Origin of the sequence: Flagellimonas sp. HMM57 (assembly GCF_021390175.1) — a bacterium.
GTDB lineage: Bacteria > Bacteroidota > Bacteroidia > Flavobacteriales > Flavobacteriaceae > Flagellimonas.
In genome coordinates this window covers 2,051,297-2,069,745 of record NZ_CP090004.1, presented here as the reverse complement: position 1 = coordinate 2,069,745, position 18,449 = coordinate 2,051,297, and the positions used below count along the sequence as shown (strand labels likewise).

The 18,449-nt window shown below is 37.6% G+C and carries 13 protein-coding genes; 2 read left to right on the top strand and 11 right to left on the bottom strand.

The features are described 5' to 3' along the window. Positions 1-24: 24 nt before the first annotated feature. The 6 genes from pgi to uvrC form a co-directional block, all read right to left on the bottom strand. Positions 25-1,662, bottom strand: a complete 1,638-nt coding sequence (pgi, locus tag LV716_RS09150; protein ID WP_163417438.1) for a glucose-6-phosphate isomerase — start codon at positions 1,660-1,662, stop codon at positions 25-27. 1 nt (position 1,663) lies between these two features. Continuing rightward, positions 1,664-2,941, bottom strand: a complete 1,278-nt coding sequence (locus LV716_RS09145) for a peptidoglycan DD-metalloendopeptidase family protein (RefSeq protein ID WP_163417437.1) — start codon at positions 2,939-2,941, stop codon at positions 1,664-1,666. A gap of 9 nt (positions 2,942-2,950) precedes the next feature. Beyond that, a complete protein-coding gene (locus LV716_RS09140) occupies positions 2,951-3,913 on the bottom strand; it encodes a tryptophan 2,3-dioxygenase family protein (RefSeq protein WP_163417436.1) in 963 nt (320 codons plus the stop codon). 4 nt (positions 3,914-3,917) lie between these two features. Next, positions 3,918-4,697 carry a DUF3108 domain-containing protein gene (locus LV716_RS09135; protein ID WP_163417435.1) on the bottom strand — a complete coding sequence of 260 codons (780 nt, stop codon included), beginning with the start codon at positions 4,695-4,697 and terminating at the stop codon, positions 3,918-3,920. A gap of 425 nt (positions 4,698-5,122) precedes the next feature. Next, on the bottom strand, positions 5,123-7,402 hold the full coding sequence (locus tag LV716_RS09130; RefSeq protein WP_163417434.1) for a patatin-like phospholipase family protein: 2,280 nt from the start codon (positions 7,400-7,402) through the stop codon (positions 5,123-5,125). A 3-nt stretch (positions 7,403-7,405) separates the two neighbouring features. Continuing rightward, complete coding sequence (uvrC, locus tag LV716_RS09125; protein ID WP_163417433.1) at positions 7,406-9,196, bottom strand: excinuclease ABC subunit UvrC; 1,791 nt, start codon at positions 9,194-9,196, stop codon at positions 7,406-7,408. 566 nt (positions 9,197-9,762) lie between these two features. Here uvrC and LV716_RS09120 point away from each other — a divergent pair. Beyond that, positions 9,763-10,323, top strand: a complete 561-nt coding sequence (locus tag LV716_RS09120; RefSeq protein WP_163417432.1) for a 5-formyltetrahydrofolate cyclo-ligase — start codon at positions 9,763-9,765, stop codon at positions 10,321-10,323. On the opposite strand, the gene LV716_RS09115 is transcribed toward LV716_RS09120, so the two are convergent. From LV716_RS09115 to ileS, 4 genes are read right to left on the bottom strand one after another with little or no spacing between them, the layout of a single operon-like run. Next, entirely contained in the window at positions 10,320-10,955 is a 636-nt protein-coding gene (locus tag LV716_RS09115; protein ID WP_163417431.1) for a lipoprotein signal peptidase, read from the bottom strand. The genes LV716_RS09120 and LV716_RS09115 overlap by 4 nt on opposite strands. A gap of 32 nt (positions 10,956-10,987) precedes the next feature. Continuing rightward, positions 10,988-11,608, bottom strand: coding sequence for a hypothetical protein (locus tag LV716_RS09110; RefSeq protein ID WP_163417430.1), 621 nt, complete (start codon positions 11,606-11,608; stop codon positions 10,988-10,990). A gap of 30 nt (positions 11,609-11,638) precedes the next feature. Further along, positions 11,639-12,022 carry a TraR/DksA C4-type zinc finger protein gene (locus tag LV716_RS09105; protein ID WP_163417429.1) on the bottom strand — a complete coding sequence of 128 codons (384 nt, stop codon included), beginning with the start codon at positions 12,020-12,022 and terminating at the stop codon, positions 11,639-11,641. A 5-nt stretch (positions 12,023-12,027) separates the two neighbouring features. After that, positions 12,028-15,429, bottom strand: coding sequence for an isoleucine--tRNA ligase (gene ileS / locus LV716_RS09100; RefSeq protein WP_163417428.1), 3,402 nt, complete (start codon positions 15,427-15,429; stop codon positions 12,028-12,030). A 182-nt stretch (positions 15,430-15,611) separates the two neighbouring features. On the opposite strand from ileS, the gene LV716_RS09095 reads away from it, so the two are divergent. Continuing rightward, positions 15,612-15,965, top strand: coding sequence for a hypothetical protein (locus LV716_RS09095; RefSeq protein ID WP_163417427.1), 354 nt, complete (start codon positions 15,612-15,614; stop codon positions 15,963-15,965). A 68-nt stretch (positions 15,966-16,033) separates the two neighbouring features. Here LV716_RS09095 and LV716_RS09090 read toward each other — a convergent pair whose 3' ends face one another. After that, on the bottom strand, positions 16,034-18,448 hold the full coding sequence (locus tag LV716_RS09090; RefSeq protein WP_163417907.1) for a TonB-dependent receptor: 2,415 nt from the start codon (positions 18,446-18,448) through the stop codon (positions 16,034-16,036). Between the last annotated feature and the right edge of the window lies 1 nt (position 18,449).

The window sequence follows — 18,449 nt, the reverse complement described above, 5'->3', positions numbered from 1 at the left end:
TTATAGATTTTACGAAATTCTAAATCAATTCTTAAAAAATTGCAAAAGATTTAATGTAGAACTGTCATGTTTGCCAATTTCTGGATTTTCAATATCCGAAAGGATATTTTTTGCAAGTTGCTTGCCCAATTCCACGCCCCATTGGTCATAGCTGTAAATGTTCCAAATAATACCTTGAACAAAGATTTTATGTTCGTACAACGCAATAAGTGATCCCAAACTTTTAGGAGTAAGTTTATTAATCAGGATGGTGTTGGTAGGCTTATTCCCTTGAAAAATTTTAAACGGCAACAGTGCCGCTAGCTCTTCTGGATTTAAGTCTTGGCTTTGAAGTTCTTTTTTTACCTCTTCTTTGGTCTTACCGTTCATTAGGGCTTCGGTCTGGGCAAAGAAATTAGCCATTAATTTGTTATGATGACCTACATCGCCATGCAAAGATTCCTTAAAACCGATAAAATCCGTTGGAATCAGTTTTGTGCCTTGATGAATGAGCTGAAAAAAGGCATGCTGGGAATTGGTTCCCGGTTCTCCCCAGATAATAGTTCCGGTTTCATACGATATTGGATTGCCAGACCTATCCATACTTTTGCCGTTACTTTCCATAATACCTTGTTGTAAATAGGCCGAAAAGCGACTTAAATATTGTGTGTAAGGTATTATTGCTTCAGTCTCTGCCTCAAAAAAGTTATTGTACCAGACACTTATCAATGCCAATACCACAGGAATATTTTCTGAAAATGGTGCGGTCTTAAAGTGCCCGTCCATTTCGTTGGCTCCTGACAGCAGTCCATTAAAATGTTCATAGCCAACACCCAAGGCAATGGACAATCCTACGGCACTCCAAAGTGAAAAACGACCGCCTACCCAATCCCACATGGGGAAGACATTTTCGTCAGCTATTCCAAATTCCTTTATTTTTTCAGTATTGGTGGATACTGCCACAAAATGCTTTGCAATATCACTTTCGGAGGCATGTTCCAAAAACCACTTTTTAATGGTCATGGCATTGCTCAAAGTCTCTTGTGTAGTAAAGGTTTTGGACACCACAACGAATAGTGTGGTTTCTGGATTCAATGCTTTCAACACTTCGTTTACGTGATCGCCATCCACATTACTGACAAAGTGCATTTTTAAATGGTTGCCGTAGTATTTGAGGGCTTCAACGACCATTGCGGGCCCTAAATCCGAACCTCCAATACCTATATTTACTACATCTGTGAAACTCTTTCCCGTATATCCTTTTCGCTCTCCAGAAATTACAGCATCTGAAAAAACCTTTATTTTTTCTTTTACCTCATATACTTCTGGGACAACATTCGTTCCATCAACATACACCTCATCGTCCTGCTTAGCTCGTAATGCCGTATGCAAAACTGCCCTTCCTTCTGTTTGATTAATGGTATCTCCCTTAAAATAACTTGAAACCGCATCTTTTAAACCAACTTCTTCAGCCAGTTCAAATAACAATTTGAGTGTTTTCCCAGTAATACGGTTTTTCGAATAGTCAATCAGAAAATCGTTCCATTGTATGGTTAACTTCTCGCCCCTATCTTGTTCTGAGGCAAACAATTCTTTAAGATGTATGTTCTTATTTTCTTTGTAGTGGGCTAAAAGAGCGTTCCAAGCTTCTGTAGTAGTTGGGTCGATATGGGGTAATGCCATTTTATTTGTTAAGTGTTATCAAATTTTCTTTGGGTTCTGGATTTGGAGTCATGAACTCGATACAGTCCAATTGTGCTTTAAGAGGGGTAATGGTCGCTATATAATCCGTTCTAAGGGAATCTGCAATAGGTTCGGCCGCTGGCAACTTTTCTCGTAACGGGTCTACTTGGCTGCCGTTTTTCCAGAATCTGTAACAGACATGGGGTCCACCTGTATTTCCTGTCATTCCTACCCATCCTATTACGTCACCTTGCCTAACAAACTCTCCTTTTTTCACTTTCTGATTCCTCATGTGCAGGTACTGAGTGCTGTAGGTACCGTTATGTCTGATCTTTACATATTTGCCATTACCGCCCCTTCTTCTTGATTCTGTCACGGTTCCATCTGCGGTGGCAATGATGGGAGTACCTATTGGCGCGGCATAATCCGTTCCTTTGTGCGGTCGCACCTTGTATCCATAATATGCAATTCTTCGTTTTAAGTTATATCTGGATGATAATCGATACCCAAATTTTATTGGAGCTTTTAAAAATGTACTTCGTAGGTTATTGGCTTCTTCATCAAAGTAGTCCGTCATTTGTTTTAGGGAATCCGCTTCATAAGCAAAGGCGTAAATTGGTTTCCCCTTATGTTCAAAAAAAGCTGCCTCGATAGGTTCTGCGCCTGCATAAATGGAATCATTGATATAGCGTTCCTTATAGATTACCTTGAATTTATCACCTTTTTCCAATCTAAAGAAATCAATGCTCCACGCGTATATCTCGGAAAGGTTCAACGTAATATTGTAATCTATGCCCTGATCTAAAATTGCTTCTGACAATGATGTCTCTATGATTCCCGAAGCTTCACGTTCTACATACTTTACTTTCTTTTTACTCTTGTATGCACGTACGCTATCCCTCAAGTCCACTACGGTATAGTTGATACGATCATTTTGGTAAATGAATACTTCTGCAACTTCTGATGTGTCCTTCGACTTTAAAATCACATATGGCTTGCCGACCATTATTTTTCGAACATCGAAGGTATCCTTAAAATTTTCAGATATATTATAAATTTTGGGGTAGTCCACTTTGTTCTTTAGCATCAGCTCCCCAAAACTATCTCCGTTGCGTACAGTATCGTGGACCACATTGAACTCCTCTAAATTAAATCCAAAGTGCTTTACAACTTGTTTTTCAAGTGGTTCTTCTGGCGCCGTGTCCTGCACCAATACTTTTTCTTCTTTACATGACACTACAATCAAAAGTGCCAACAGTGCCCCAAAAAATTTCTGCATTGTTATTGATTACGTATTCGTTGGATTAAATATATGGTCTACCCACTGTTTCCCCCACATATTTCTTTCCTCTTCTGAGTGCAAAGTTGGGAAAAAAATTATTTTCTGAAAACTAGGTGGCAAATAAGCTTTCCAATTGGTACCACCAGTAGCATCTACATTCTTTCCTTCTTTGGCTAAATATCTATATGCTGAACCCATGTGCATCAATGGCCAATTAACGTTAGCGTTAACATCCAAGTCTTTTAAAGCGCTTATTAGCGTTTCATTTTCTCTTGATGCTGCAGGCAGTTGAAGGTACTTGTCATAAATAGTACTGTTTTTGACTTCATTGGATATCCGTAAGAGTCTAGGGGTATATCGAAACTCAAATTGTTTGAGTGTCAATGTCTTTTCTCCGGTAACAATATCGGTAGCCCCTTTTTTCCAATAGATATGTTCAAAAAGTTCTTCAATGTTATTTTTTGCGGAAAAGGAATCCCGTTCTGTATGATGTACCAAATTTTCCAAAGATGTTGCATAAATCTCAATCATTCGGTATTGCGCCGATTGAAAACCGCTGGCAGGTAGGAGTGCCATACGGTAACGCAAAAACTGTTCCCGTTGCATTCCATTGATCATAATCTTAAATGAAGATATCAATGCTTGGAAGTAACTGTTGATGCGATTTGCCTTTTCTACAAAGAAATCGAGGTTCTGTGATTTATCCTCAACAATTTGCTTTTGCTCGTGCAGGATAAGCTTAAAATACAGTTCCGTAATCTGATGGTACATGATGAATATCTCTTCATCTGGAAAGTGTGTCCTTGGGACTTGGATACTAAGCAAGGTATCTAAATGGATGTAGTCCCAATAGGTAAGATACCTCTGATAAAGAAGCCCATCGAGATAAGAGCTTAAGTCTTGACCAGAATCTTTGAACTTCTCTTCAAGCTTATTGATTTGGGATTCAATTCGCTCATCATGCTTCATTAAACTATTTCATTATTATTTTAAACTGGTTTTTGAGGCCATTGTATCCATCTAAATCAGCTTTTAGCGATCCTACGGCCAAATCGGCCTTTATTCTGATCGGAATTTTGTTCAAATCGTTTGAAACCCACAAGGTGAGACTTTCTTTTTCCTTAAAAACGCGACCTGATTGAACAATGGGTCTAAATTTAAGACATTCTACTTTCCCAAACTTGGTACGAATGATTTCTTTTCCCAAAAATTTCAGTTTGAATTTGTAAACCCCATCATCGTCAAACAGCATATCCATATTTATCGATTTACCAACTTCAAATTCATCTAGACTATACCTGTTTCGTAAATAATAAGAAGCTGATATTAAATCCTGAATATCATCGTTTACAGAGAAGTTAAATTCTTTACCATTTTTGTTATCTTTCAAAATTGCCTTGTCCTCGTTGTAGAAAAAGTCAATTTCTATGTCTTTTGTATATCCGCCTTCATTAGTTTTTCTTATAAAACGATACGGCTTCCCATCTTTTCTTCCAAAATAACTTTCGAACGTGTTGTCAACCTTAAAAAAAATACTTGCAAACCCTGTAGTCTTGCCTCTACCTACAACATGGTATACGGGGATATCGTCTATACTATCGTTGGTCAAGTTTAAGGTAGCATAGCTTGCATTTAAGAATCCGTAATGAATACGAAATTTAAGCCATTCCCCAGCTTTGTATGCAGGACGTACATTTTGCGCTGTTGCATGCATTGCAAACATTAAGGAAAAAAGTATAGCTATCTTTTTCATAAACTGTAATGTTTTGATAAAATTACTAAAATCACTCTTCCAGCAAAGTGAGTTTACATTTACATAAACAAAACTTGTTCCAAAATAGTATAAAAAAAAAGCCCAGTTTCAAAACTGGGCTTTTCCTAAATAACCAACCAAACTTTAAATTATGAAAAACCAATACTTAAAGTTATAAGGGAACCACCCCTTATGTTTTATAAAGATACATCAAGCTTTTGTAGGAAAATAAGTTTTTAACGGACTTTAACTATCCTTTTCTATTTTTGGCGAAAATCCAAGAAATAATTAGTATTGCATTAAGAAAAAATCCTAATTTTTTTATGGTTTTCCCTAGTTTTCAATGTGCTAAATCCTTTTTTTAAAGGGTTTGCTAAAAACAGGCTCAAAAGCGCTATGTAAGAAAAGTAACAACTAGAGCTGTTTCAAAACCAATATCCAACACTTATGAATACATTGCTATTGTCCATCTCTGGAGTCCATGAATAAAATATTTGGACCGGTCCTAAAAAAGATTCATAACCATACCCTATTCCGTATCCTGAAAAAGTTGGTTCAGAGAACCATTCCCCTGTTCGGAACAAGTCATCATCCACATTTGCAAAATTTGCAGAAAACATAAAATGGTTTTTGGGAGCAAAGTTATAATCCAACCTGCCATAAGCTTTTACGAAACTGTTTCCTGGTAGACTTAAAAAGTCGTACCCAAAAAAGGGAATGAAATTATTTACAAAATCATTTCCGTACCCTCCCAGAACAAAATCAAAAGAAGTAACATTGGAAGTTCCCAGCTTAAAACCTCCTTCAGCCTCTAGGTTAAGGCTTACTTTGTCAAAAAGATTGAATGCAGTACCAAGTCTGGCCTTACCTACTGAAAATTCCTTAAAATTTTCATTGAAATCCGAGGAAAGTAAATAAAAATGGAAATCACTGTCAAAGAGAAGACCTTTCGTAGGAAAGTATTTGTCATTATAGGTATCCAACGTTATCTTTCCGTAAGCGCTGAAATAATTTGAATTATCAAAAAAAGTACGATCAGAATCTATGGGAACAAAATCGTCCTCATCATTATTGACCAATTGATTTATGGTACGGGTACTATATCTTAAAAGTTTATGCTCCAAGCCTAATGTAACTGCAAATTCTTCCTGTAAAACCGTCTGCATGTAAATTTGATTGGTAAGGTCTGCCACGTCCAAATTGATTTCGCGAATGTTTGGATCACTTGGTATATTAGGAATATCAAAATTTGACCTGAGCAATTCAAAATTCACATTGGTCTCAAAGTTGGTAAATTCAGATTTTACACCAAAACTCCAATAAAATCCTTTATCCAGATAATATTCTAAATTATATCTAATATTATCGCCCAATATAAAATCGAAGGAGGCAACATCGTCTTTAAGCAGAAAGTTCTTTTTGGTAAGGTTTATCAAGGCAGCACTCTTGTACAAATCATCATAATGTGCGGACAACTTTAAAAACATTTTGGTTTCGGTCTCCTCCAGTTTCAGTATCAAATCCGTTCCCAAGCCATTAGATTCTAAATGATATCGTATTGTTTTAAAGTTACCTGTGGCCGATAAATTGCTTATTCCCTGTTTAACTTCTTCAAAAGAGATCTTCTCTGCCAAATCAAACCTGAGCTTTCCTTTTATATAGCCTCTCGTATACCTGTCATTACCTCTTATTATCAATCTATTTATGGTCAAACTGTCTGTTGGTTCAATCCTATTTTTCAATACAGGAGCGTTACCTTGGTCCTGTGCTATTTTTTGTAGTTCAGCAAACTTTTTTATAGTAGCATCTTCACCACTTAGAACAATATCTTCACTACTATCAAAATCAATCACAGAAAAATTGTCAATGTTTGGTCTGATATAGAGATCAGTATCATCGACTTTCTTTTTCATGTCGTTGACTGTCCTATAATTATTTATCTGAAGTAAAATCTCTGTAGCAGAGGATAGAGCTTCTCTATCGGACAGACCATGTTGGACATCCACCCCAATAATCAAATCCGCCCCCATTTCCCGTACTTCATTTATGGGGTAATTGTTCACGACCCCACCATCTATCAAAATTTTTCCATCTATTTCGGAAGGTTCGAACAGTGAGGGAAAAGTTCCGCTTGCCATTATGGCCTCTGGCAAATATCCTTTATCCAGTAGCACTTCTTCCCCAGTCTCCACGTTTGTGGCGATACACAGAAAAGGGATGGGCAAATCTTTGAAATCTTCAACATCTTTTACATGAAAAAGCAATTTCACCAATTCATTGTAGATATTTTGTCCTCCAGAAATTGCCTGCGGAAAGGAAACATGAAAATTTGTGAAAGGAAGGCCAAGCGCGTATCGTTCGGAATCATCTTTCTCGTAAAAAGTCTTGGCTCCCCTGGGAACTTCGTCCTGAATTAGTTTCGTAAAATCAGTTACCCTGAAGATTGAATCCAACTCGGTAGCAGAATAGCCAGAGGCATAGAGCGCCCCTACAATAGCTCCCATGCTTGTACCTCCTACATAGTCCACTTTGACCCCTGCTTCTTCGATAATCTTTAATGCGCCAATATGTGCCAGCCCCTTGGCACCACCACCACTAAGCACTAAACCAACCTTAAAATCCTCTGGTTTTTCTATAGTTTGGGATATGCCTAGAACACTAAAGAAGATAGTAAGCAGTATAGTTATGTTACGTTTTATTCTCATTTGCTAGTGAAAAGACTTATAAATTTTTTTTGCCTTTGCCATGCCTACCGACTGGGCAAGATTTTCAATAGAGGCTTCTTTAATTCGCTTTACCGACTTGAAATTTTTCAACAATTGTTCTGCGGTCTTCTTACCAATACCCTCTATATTCTCAAGCTCTGAGTTTATAGCTCCCTTGCTTCTTCTATTTCTATGGTGTGTAATTCCAAACCTATGCGCTTCGTTTCGTAATTGCTGGATAATCTTTAAGGTTTCGGATTTTTTATCCAGATACAATGGTATTGGGTCTTCTGGAAAATAAATCTCCTCTAGACGTTTGGCTATGCCAATTATAGCAATTTTTCCACGAAGGCCCAATATGTCCAAACTCTTGAGCGAAGAAGACAGTTGTCCTTTTCCACCATCTATAACAATAAGTTGTGGCAAAGGCTCATCTTCATTGAGCAATCTTTTATATCTTCTAAAGACCACTTCTTCCATACTGGCAAAATCATCTGGCCCTTCCACTGTCTTTATGTTAAAATGCCTGTAATCTTTCTTTGAGGGTTTGCCATTTTTGAAAACCACACAAGCGGCTACTGGATCGCTTCCTTGGATATTCGAATTATCAAAGCACTCTATGTGGGTCGGTTCTTTTGAAAGTCTTAAATCAGCCTTCATCTGGGCCATTATTCTCTTGGTATGCCTATCTGGATCTATAATTTTTATCTGCTTGAACCTATCCTGTCTAAAAAATCTCGCATTCCGTTCAGAAAGTTCCAATATCCTTCGTTTGTCCCCAAGTTTAGGTAGTGTTATCTTAATATTCTCTTCAACTGCTACTGGAAAGGGCAAATAAATCTCTTTGGATCGTGAGTTAAACCTTTGCCGAATTTCAATAATGGCCAATTCTAACAACTCCTCATCCGATTCCTCTAATTTCTTTTTGATTTCCATGGTATGGGACCTTATAATAGAACCATGGGAAAGTTGTAGAAAATTTACATAGCCATGGGTTTCGTCGGAGATAATCGTAAATACATCAACATTGTTGATTTTTGGATTGACCACCGTCGATTTTGCCTGGTAGTTTTCCAGAATCTCTATCTTATCCTTTACAAGTTGAGCTTTCTCAAACTCCATATTGCCGGCAAGCTCCTTCATTTGGGATTTAAAATAGTTGAGGGAACTTTTGAAATTACCTTTAATGATTTCCCGAATGTCATCAATCTGCCGATGGTAATCCGTTTCTGATTGTAATCCCTCACATGGTCCCAAGCAATTGCCCAAATGAAACTCAAGGCATACCTTATATTTGCCCGAAGTTATCTTCTCGTTGGAAAGGTCATAATTGCAGGTCCTAAGTGGATATACGCCCCTTACCAGATCAAGGAGAGTTCTTACAGTTTTCATGCTGGTGTAGGGTCCATAATATTCAGAACCGTCCTTAATATGTTTTCTAGTTGGAAAAACCCGTGGAAAGCGTTCGTTCTTAATACAGATCCAAGGATAGGATTTATCGTCCTTGAGCAAAACATTGTATCGGGGCAACAGTTTTTTGATAAGATTGTTTTCCAAAAGCAACGCATCGGATTCGGTAGGAACCACAATATGCTTGACCGATGCTATCTTTTTTACCAACACTCTGGTCTTACCATATTCCTGTTTTTTGTTGAAATAGGAGGATACCCTTTTTTTTAGATTCTTTGCTTTGCCCACATATAGAATTTTATCATCAGAATCATAAAACTGGTACACTCCCGGATTATTTGGAAGGACGCTTATTTGAATATGAATGGATGAAAGGTTGGACATAAAACCTTGGTAATTGACCTGAAAACAAAATTAGGGTTTTATACCAGTGTTTTATAGTTTAAATTGATGGATCTCTTGTTAGTTTTTACTATTCAAGGGTTTTGGTTTATGAATGGCATGTTTGAGCGCCTGGAATATTCACTTTTATAAAAAGAAATCATTTTTTCTACCAGTATTGAATTGCCCTTTACAAGATATACATGGTTAAGGCAATTTTTTTTGTAATCTTTTTCTTTTTTACTAAAATCGCATTCTTCTTTAAAAAGAGCTTTAATGTCTTTTTTTTCAATAACTTACATTCTTAATACTCTTTTAAAAAAATGTCTTTAGTGTTAAACAACTATTAAAAAAGATGCATTTCGTCGATAAAATGTGCATTTGGTAGTCAAGTTTTCAATTCTTTTACTTACATTTAACCATATAAATACAATTCTTATGGAGAACTATGTAATCGTTTTGGGAATGTATTTGATTTTGATGCTTTTCTTCAAAATCTTCTTTTCTGTGTCAACCAGAAAATAGAATAAAGGGTTCCCCAAAACACCCCAAAAAAATTTCAGCATTTAATGTTGAAGCATGAGCTAAGAAAAAAATATAAAGATTTGAGACAAGAGCTTTCGCTCGAAGAAGTTTCAGATTTGAGTATAACACTTGCGAATAGAATACTTCAAATCCCTATTTGGGATTTTTTTTATTTCCATATTTTTTTGAGTATTGATGAACAGAAGGAAATTGATACCCAACCTATACTGGCTATCCTTCAGGGGAAAGACAAAAACGTGATTATACCCAAGGTGAACGGGGAAAACATCTTAGAAAACTATTTACTTTTGGACAATACAGTTCTTAAGAAAAATAAATGGGGGATTCCTGAACCAGTGGATGGAATTATAGTTCCAGAAAACAAAATTGATGTTGTTTTTTTACCATTATTGGCCTTTGACTTAAAAGGAAACCGTGTTGGTTATGGTAAAGGATACTATGATACCTTCTTAAATAATTGTAGAAAAGAGACCATTAAAATAGGTTTATCACTTTTTGAGGCTGAAACCAGTACTCATGAAACCCATGAACATGATGTGGGATTGGATTATTGCGTAACACCAGATAGGGTTTACAAATTCTAATCCGCTGACTTAGCTTTTATACTTTTGGGAAAAGCTTTTTTATTAAATACAATCAAAATTCCAACACCCGTGCTGATTGCAGTATCGGCAATATTAAAGACAGGTTCAAAAAAACGAAACTTATTTCCCCCTACGGATGGAACCCATTCTGGCCAAGTTGTATCTATTAGTGGAAAGTAGAGCATATCTACAACTTTACCGTAAAAAAGGTTCCCATAAGGTTCACTTGAAAACAGTGTAGCCACTTGGTTACTGCTGCTGTCAAAAATAATTCCGTAAAAAACGGAATCGATAATATTCCCCAAAGCCCCGGCAAAAATGAGGGAAACGGCTAAAATTAAAGTTTTTGGCGATTGCTTTTTTATAATATCCCAAAGCCAATATCCAATACCAAAAATGGCAAAAAGTCTAAAAATAGTTAGCACCAACTTTCCCGTTGATTCCGATATTGGTAAAATATCACTGAGCTTGGTTCCCCAAGCAGCACCTTCGTTTTCAATAAAAAGAATTCTAAACCAGTCAAAAACCAATGTAGATTCACCCAGAACAAAATTAGTCTTGACATAGATTTTGCTTATCTGGTCAACTACAAGAACAATGATGATGAGCGATAGGGACTTCTTTAAATTCATGCTTTTAAAAACAGATTGCAAAAATATGGATATTATTTCGTTTTCTTTAGATAGATATTGCCTTCGACCGTATTCAGTACAAATACATTATCCCCTTTAGGAATAGTCTCGCGACGCACTTCGCCATACGTACTTTTTGCCACAACATCCCCATTCGAAGTAGAAAGAAAAATGTTTCCTTTTTGAGTATTGACTTCAACAGTTTCCCCAACGTTTTCTAGCGAACATGTACCATCGGCCAATTTTATCTTGAGTCTTTTATAGTCCCCTTCGGCTAAAACATTACAATTGGTTCCATAAACGGAAACATCTTTGTATTCTGGCAAACTTATATTCAGTTCTATAGAAATGACCTTATGTGCACTTAGTTTATCATTGGGATTAGTGAAGTTGGGCTGAAATCCTGTACTTATTAATACAGTGGCCCCCTTTTGCTCAATAGTGACCAATAAATCTTTGGAATACTCTCCTTCCATGCTCCCAGCAATAGTAACCTCTTCTTTTTTAGAGGTACCAATACTAACCTTATAACAATTTTGGGAGTCAATTTGAATAAATTGCGTTTCAGGATTGATAAAGGCTTTTTTTATCAACTTCTGACCATTCATGGCACAGAAAGAAAAAACACTAAAAAAAAAGAGCAGCGTTCTCATAAACAAAAAACGCCTTTCGGCGTTTTTTTATTATTTCTGCATGTTTTTAGCTTCAATACTGAGCGTAGCATGTGGAACCAATTTTAACCGTTCCTTGTTGATCAGTTTTCCGGTTACGCGACAAATGCCATAGGTTTTGTTCTCTATTCGTAATAGAGCATTCTTTAAATCCCTAATGAATTTTTCCTGACGGATTGCAAGTTGGGTATTCGCTTCTTTGCTCATGGTTTCGGAACCTTCTTCAAAAGCCTTAAAAGTTGGCGAGGTATCATCTGTACCGTTGTTGCCATCGTTCATATAGGAGCTTTTTAGTAAGTCCAAATGGTTTTTCGCCTTATCTATTTTCTCTTCGATTAGCACTTTAAATTCTTCCAAGTCGCTATCTGAGTATCTTATTTTTAAATCTTCTGCCATGTGTTCTAGTGTTTTTGGATAAACAATTTTGTATTCACTTCATCGAAAGCAATTGCGACGCCTTCGTCTAATTTTTCTTCAAAATTAAGTTCTGCCGTTAGTGTTTCCGTTTTTATATAATTCTCGTTACTGGAGACCGCATTTTCCACAAAACCATCTTTCAAAATCTTAATATCTATTTTATCGGTTACCTCAAATCCAGATTCCTTTCTCAGATTCTGGATTCTATTGACCAATTCTCTGGCTATTCCTTCCTTTCTTAAATTTTCATCTATGGTCACATCCAAAGCAACCGTTAAAGAGCCAGAACTTGCAACCAACCAACCCTCTATATCTTGCGAGCTAATCTCTACATCGGATAACTGTAAATTAATACTTTTATTTTCCAATGCAAGCATTAATTCGCCTTCTTGTTCAATTTTTTGGATATCTTCTTGACCTAGTTGATTTACTGCCGCCGCAATAGCTTTCATATCCCTGCCAAATCTTGGTCCTAAAACCTTAAAATTAGGTTTTATCTGTTTTACCAATATTCCAGAAGCATCATCCAACAGTTCAATTTCCTTTACATTCACTTCCGATTTTATGAGTTCGGAAACTGCCTCGATATCTTCTTTCTGTTCATTGTCCAGAATAGGAATCATGATTTTTTGTAAAGGCTGACGTACCTTTATTTTCTCTTTCTGACGGATGGATAATACAAGTGAAGATACTTTTTGGGCCAACTGCATTTTTCGCTCCAACTGCTTATTCACCATTGCGGCATCAAAAACAGGAAAGTCAGCAAGATGAACGCTTTCAAAATCCTCTTTCTTGGTCGTTGCATTCAAGTCTTGGTACAATCTATCCATAAAGAAAGGTGCAACGGGCGCAGATAGTTTCGCTACGGTAAGCAAACAGGTATATAAGGTCTGGTACGCCGAAATTTTGTCTTCTTGGTAGTCGCCTTTCCAAAAGCGTCTTCTACTAAGCCTTACGTACCAATTACTAAGGTTTTCCTGAACATAATCCGAAATCATTCTTGCCGCCCTCGTAGCTTCATAATCCGCATACGCCTCATCCACTTTCTGAATCAGGGAATGCAACTCAGAAAGAATCCATTGGTCTATTTCTGGTCGCTTGGCCAATGGTATTTGTGCTTCGGAATAATCAAATTCATCAATATTGGCGTATAAGGCCATAAAGGAATACGTATTATAAAGTGTTCCAAAGAACTTACGTTTCACTTCCACAATACCATCTATATCAAACTTGAGATTATCCCAAGGATTTGCATTGGAAATCATGTACCATCGGGTGGCATCTGGCCCGTGTTCTGGTAAAACTTGAAAAGGATCTACGGCATTGCCCAACCTTTTAGACATCTTCTTGCCTTCCTTATCAAGTACCAAACCATTGGAAACCACATTTTTATACGATACCGTATCAAAAACCATGGTTGCAATAGCATGTAAAGTATAGAACCAACCCCTTGTTTGGTCCACGCCTTCGGCGATAAAGTTAGCAGGGAATGCTATACCACCATCTATCAATTCTTCATTTTCAAAAGGGTAGTGCCATTGTGCGTAGGGCATGGAACCACTATCAAACCAAACGTCGATCAGGTCCGACTCCCTTTTCATTGCTTTTCCGGAAGGCGAGACCAAAGTAATTTGATCTACTATGTTTTTATGTAAATCGATTTTATCATAGTTGGACTCGCTCATATCGCCCACTACAAAATCTTCAAAAACATCTTTTTCAAGCAATCCAGCTTCAACGGCTTTCACCATTTCTGTTTTCAGTTCTTCTACAGAACCGATCAATAATTCTTCGCTCCCATCTTCGGTACGCCAAATGGGCAACGGAATCCCCCAATAACGGGAACGGGAAAGATTCCAGTCATTGGCATTCAACAACCAATTTCCAAAACGACCCTCCCCTGTGGCCTTTGGTTTCCAATTTATGCTTTGGTTCAGCTCGAACATACGGTCCTTAACATCGGTAACCTTAATAAACCACGAATCCAAAGGATAGTAAAGAATAGGTTTGTCCGTACGCCAGCAATTCGGATAACTGTGCACATACTTTTCAACCTTAAACGCTTTATTCTCTTCTTTTAGTTTGATGGCAATCTCAACATCAACGGAACGCTCAGGTGCCTCTCCTTCGTTATAATATTCGTTTTTTACGTATTTACCGCCAAACTCCTTAAGTTCTGGTCTAAATTTCCCTTGTAAATCGACCAACGGAACCGGATTGTTATGTTCATCCAAAACCAGCATTGGTGGGACTTCTGGTTTTGCCTGTTTTGCTACAAAAGCATCATCTGCACCAAAGGTAGGAGCAGTATGCACAATTCCAGTTCCATCTTCTGTGGTTACAAAATCGCCGGCAATGACCCTGAATGCATTCTCTGGGTTTTGATAGGGCTGAACGTAATCGATAAGTTGTTCGTATTCGATACCTACTAAATCAACTCCTTTTGTTTCAGCAATGATTTGGTAAGGTATTTTTTTATCCGCAGTTGTGTAGTTAGCAAAATCCTCCTCACTTTGCGCCTCATAGAATTTGCCGCCAAATTGCTTCCCGACCAAGCTTTTTGCCAAAACCACATAGCTAGGCTCAAAAGTATATTGATTGAAGCTTTGAACCAGAATATAGTCAATCTTTGGTCCTACGGTCAACGCAGTATTTGATGGCAGTGTCCAAGGTGTGGTCGTCCATGCCAAAAAATAGGCCTCCCCATCGATACCATCAAAAATAGCAGGCAATGTTTCTTTTTTTATCTTGAATTGAGCCGTAACCGTAGTATCCGTAACATCTTGATACGTGCCCGGTTGATTCAACTCATGGGAACTTAAACCTGTTCCCGCTTTAGGAGAGTAAGGCTGTATGGTGTACCCTTTATATAAAAGTCCTTTGTCGTAAATCTGTTTTAGCAACCACCAAACAGATTCCATATACTTGGATTTGTAGGTAATATATGGGTCATCCATATCTACCCAATATCCTATTTTCTCGGTCATCTCATTCCAAACATCTGTGTAACGCATGACCGCTTTTTTACAGGCAGCATTATATTCCTCGACCGAAATCTTTTTACCAATATCTTCTTTTGTGATGCCCAGTTCTTTCTCAACACCAATTTCGATGGGCAATCCGTGGGTGTCCCACCCCGCTTTCCGCTTTACCTGATGTCCTTTCATGGTTTTGTACCTAGGAAAGATATCCTTAATGGTACGAGCCATTACATGGTGGATTCCAGGCATTCCGTTGGCAGACGGAGGCCCTTCGTAAAAAACATAGCTTTCCTTTCCCTCTCTGGTAGAGACACTTTTTTCAAAAATCCCGTTTTCTTTCCAAAAGTTCAGTATTTCTTCTGATACTTTAGGTAAATCCAATCCCCTATATTCAGCAAACTTCATATGTATAGCTACTTCTTCTAGATTTCCAAGTTTGCAAAATTAAAAATTTACTGGGAATTATAGCTTTCCTAATCAGGTATTTGAATTTGTATAAAATGCTTAATCTAAATATGATACACCGTAAGTTCCCATTTAAACCAAAATATATATCTTCACAGTATTAACACTAAACCATTTTTAAAATGAAAAAAGTATGTATTGCAATTGTTGCGTTATTGATATCCGCAACTACAATGGTATCCTGCAAGGAAGCTTCGGATAAAGCCAAAGAGGCTACAGAGGAAGCAGCTGGGTCTTTAGAAGAGGCTGGCAATGATTTGAAAAAAGCGGCCGATGACGCAGCCGATACCATGAAGGAAGCTGGGGAAGACATGAAAGCTGCTGGTGAAAAAGCTATGGACAGTATTGAAAAAGCTGGTGAAGAAACCATGAACAAAGCCAAAGAAATGGGCGAAGACATGAAAGATACTGCCAACAAAACAGCAAATGACCTTAAAAAGGCCGCAGAAGATGCAAAAGAAAAAGTAGAGCACTAAACTGCCTACAAGCAAAGACAATTGAGGGCCTCCAAAAAGAAATTTCTTTTGGAGGCCCTTTTTTGTTTTCAAAAACTATATCCCAATCCTAAAATGAAATTTGTACCGGGAGCCACGATACCTGAAGAATACGTTCTATAACGCTGATTTGTCATGTTTTCCAAGCTTATTGTTGTCTTTAAAGCATTGGATATTCTATATTGTGACCTAAAATTTAAGGTGTACCAAGAAGGTGAAAATGGGTTGCCGTTTTCATCGGTAGCATAAATAAACTCTTTGCTGCGTTCCGAGAATGCCAAATCATTAAAACTGATTTCACCATTGTAATTTAGAAAGAAATCTGTTTTTAATCGCTGGTTCTGCCATACCAAATGAAAGTCTCCAAATGTTGGCGCCACGTGTCTTGCAGGTGAATCCGTACCATCTTCATCTTCTTCGATACCTTCGGTAATGGTAAGATTTGAAAAAAAGGACCAATTATCGCTCAAGAAAGCTTCCATACTTAGTTCAAAACCGTACACGTAAGCTTTTGCTGCATTTTGGATAGCTTGTACATTGCTCAATTCATTATTGTATATGATCTCCGATGCCCCATTGAACTCATAATCTCTTCTTACCAAAGCATCTACCAAATAGGTGTAATATGCCGCTCCTTTTAATACCAACCTATCATTGAAATTTTTTCGAACACCCACTTCTGCATTGTAAGCATATTCAGGTTCTAAATCTGGATTTGGAACTACCACAGAACCGGGTTCAGAGTCAAACACTTTTCCAATATCATCTATGTTCGGAGCTCTAAAACCTGTGGAGCCGTTCAACGTAATTTGAAGATTGGCTTTTGGAAACCAGCTAAACCCGACACTACCTGTGAAAGCGCCTGTTATCAAGTCCGCTTCATCAAAAGGAAATTGAAAGAAAGTCTTGTCAAATTGGGCATCTACCCAAACTTGGCTATATCGAGCTCCGGACAATAAGGTAAAATTCGGTTTCAGTTGCCATTCACTATTTAAGTACCCTGCAAAAGTCTGCCAAGTAGCTCCATCTGGGTATCTTGATGCCGCTGCGGTAACTTCATTAGTTTCTATATTTGTTTGGGTTCCTTCAGAATTTACTTTGTTAAAGATATACTCAGCACCATAATACAATCTAAGATCTCCAATTTTTTTGTTTTCAAAGTCCAGGTTTACGGATAGTGCATCTAACTTTTCCTCTGTAGTAAACCTATCATCCTCTTGAAAACCTCTTTCATTTCTGCTTTCTTCAAAATGCTGATAGGCTGCGGTTAGTTTAACGCCATCATAGAATTTGTTCTTTCCTTTTTTGGTCAATTGAAAATTTCCCATGAACCACTTTTGAGGACCATAAAACCACTCTGCAGAACGTAGCCCATCTCCATCACTGTTAGGGCGAATCAACCTATCGTATCTAGAGAAATTGGAAGTTTCCGAGTAATACAGTCCTAAATCATAGTTCCAGGTAGTATTGGGTTTATAGGTAAACTTTTGAAGAAAATTTATTTGATCATATCCAGAAGTAACCTGTTTTCTAGGGTCATCGTTTTGTACCAATACATCCACCCCATTTTCCCTTCTTACAAAAGTGTTCCGCAGGTACGAATCGCGACCGTGCTCTCCCATGACCAAGTCATCAAAATCATTATACGTGAAACTGGTATACGATGCCCATTTCTTTTTGCCTATGTTAAAATCTAAGTGCGTAGTACTTTCATTGTTTGCTGAAGCAAATCTATAATTGGCATTTCCTGAAAACGTGAGACTATCCGTAAAGGAAAATCTTGGCTTTTTAGTGAAAAAATTCATCACACCCCCAATGGCATCGCTTCCATAAATAACAGAGCCGGGGCCAAAGATTACTTCCGTATTTTTTATGGTAAAGGGATCTACAGAAATCACATTTTGAATATTTCCATCTCTAAAAATGGCATTGTTCATACGAACTCCGTCCACAGACAACAATAGTCTGCTTGTTGCAAACCCCCTAATCATAGGGCTACCACCACCAAGTTGACTCTTTTGAACAAAAACCTTTCCGCTATTCTGGAGTAAGTCAGCCGATGTTTGTGGTGCGGTAAAGGATACGGTTCTTGCATCAATGGATTCAATCTTTTGCGGAATATCTTTTTTTTGCTGTTCCCATTTAGACACGGACATCACTATTTCTTGTAGTTCTTCCAGTTTTAAATCTAAATAGACCCGGTTTCCTTTCTTGGCTATTTGTGCCTTGGTCGTAGCATAGGTCTGGTAACTAATATGCTTAAACAGTATCGTTTCGTTTTTGGAGAAAGCTTTTAAGTCGCATTTACCGTCAAAGTCAGAAATCGTTGTTTTGGATTTATCCTTATTGTACACCGCAATATTGGAAATTGGATTACCCGTAACCGCATCCACAACCTTGATTTCCTGAGAAAAAATGGTACAGGAAATCAATAAAAAAAAGAGGATAAAACCTTTGCTGTGCATA

Excerpts from the sequence above, each read along its gene's own strand:
- LV716_RS09120 (WP_163417432.1), top strand. The coding sequence starts at position 9,763 with ATGTTGAAGCATGAGCTAAGAAAAAAATATAAAGATTTGAGACAAGAG.
- LV716_RS09110 (WP_163417430.1), bottom strand. The coding sequence starts at position 11,608 with ATGAGAACGCTGCTCTTTTTTTTTAGTGTTTTTTCTTTCTGTGCCATG.
- ileS (WP_163417428.1), bottom strand. The coding sequence starts at position 15,429 with ATGAAGTTTGCTGAATATAGGGGATTGGATTTACCTAAAGTATCAGAA.
- pgi (WP_163417438.1), bottom strand. The coding sequence starts at position 1,662 with ATGGCATTACCCCATATCGACCCAACTACTACAGAAGCTTGGAACGCT.
- LV716_RS09090 (WP_163417907.1), bottom strand. The coding sequence starts at position 18,448 with ATGCACAGCAAAGGTTTTATCCTCTTTTTTTTATTGATTTCCTGTACC.
- LV716_RS09135 (WP_163417435.1), bottom strand. The coding sequence starts at position 4,697 with ATGAAAAAGATAGCTATACTTTTTTCCTTAATGTTTGCAATGCATGCA.
- LV716_RS09145 (WP_163417437.1), bottom strand. The coding sequence starts at position 2,941 with ATGCAGAAATTTTTTGGGGCACTGTTGGCACTTTTGATTGTAGTGTCA.
- LV716_RS09115 (WP_163417431.1), bottom strand. The coding sequence starts at position 10,955 with ATGAATTTAAAGAAGTCCCTATCGCTCATCATCATTGTTCTTGTAGTT.
- LV716_RS09130 (WP_163417434.1), bottom strand. The coding sequence starts at position 7,402 with ATGAGAATAAAACGTAACATAACTATACTGCTTACTATCTTCTTTAGT.
- LV716_RS09140 (WP_163417436.1), bottom strand. The coding sequence starts at position 3,913 with ATGAAGCATGATGAGCGAATTGAATCCCAAATCAATAAGCTTGAAGAG.
- LV716_RS09105 (WP_163417429.1), bottom strand. The coding sequence starts at position 12,022 with ATGGCAGAAGATTTAAAAATAAGATACTCAGATAGCGACTTGGAAGAA.
- LV716_RS09095 (WP_163417427.1), top strand. The coding sequence starts at position 15,612 with ATGAAAAAAGTATGTATTGCAATTGTTGCGTTATTGATATCCGCAACT.
- uvrC (WP_163417433.1), bottom strand. The coding sequence starts at position 9,196 with ATGTCCAACCTTTCATCCATTCATATTCAAATAAGCGTCCTTCCAAAT.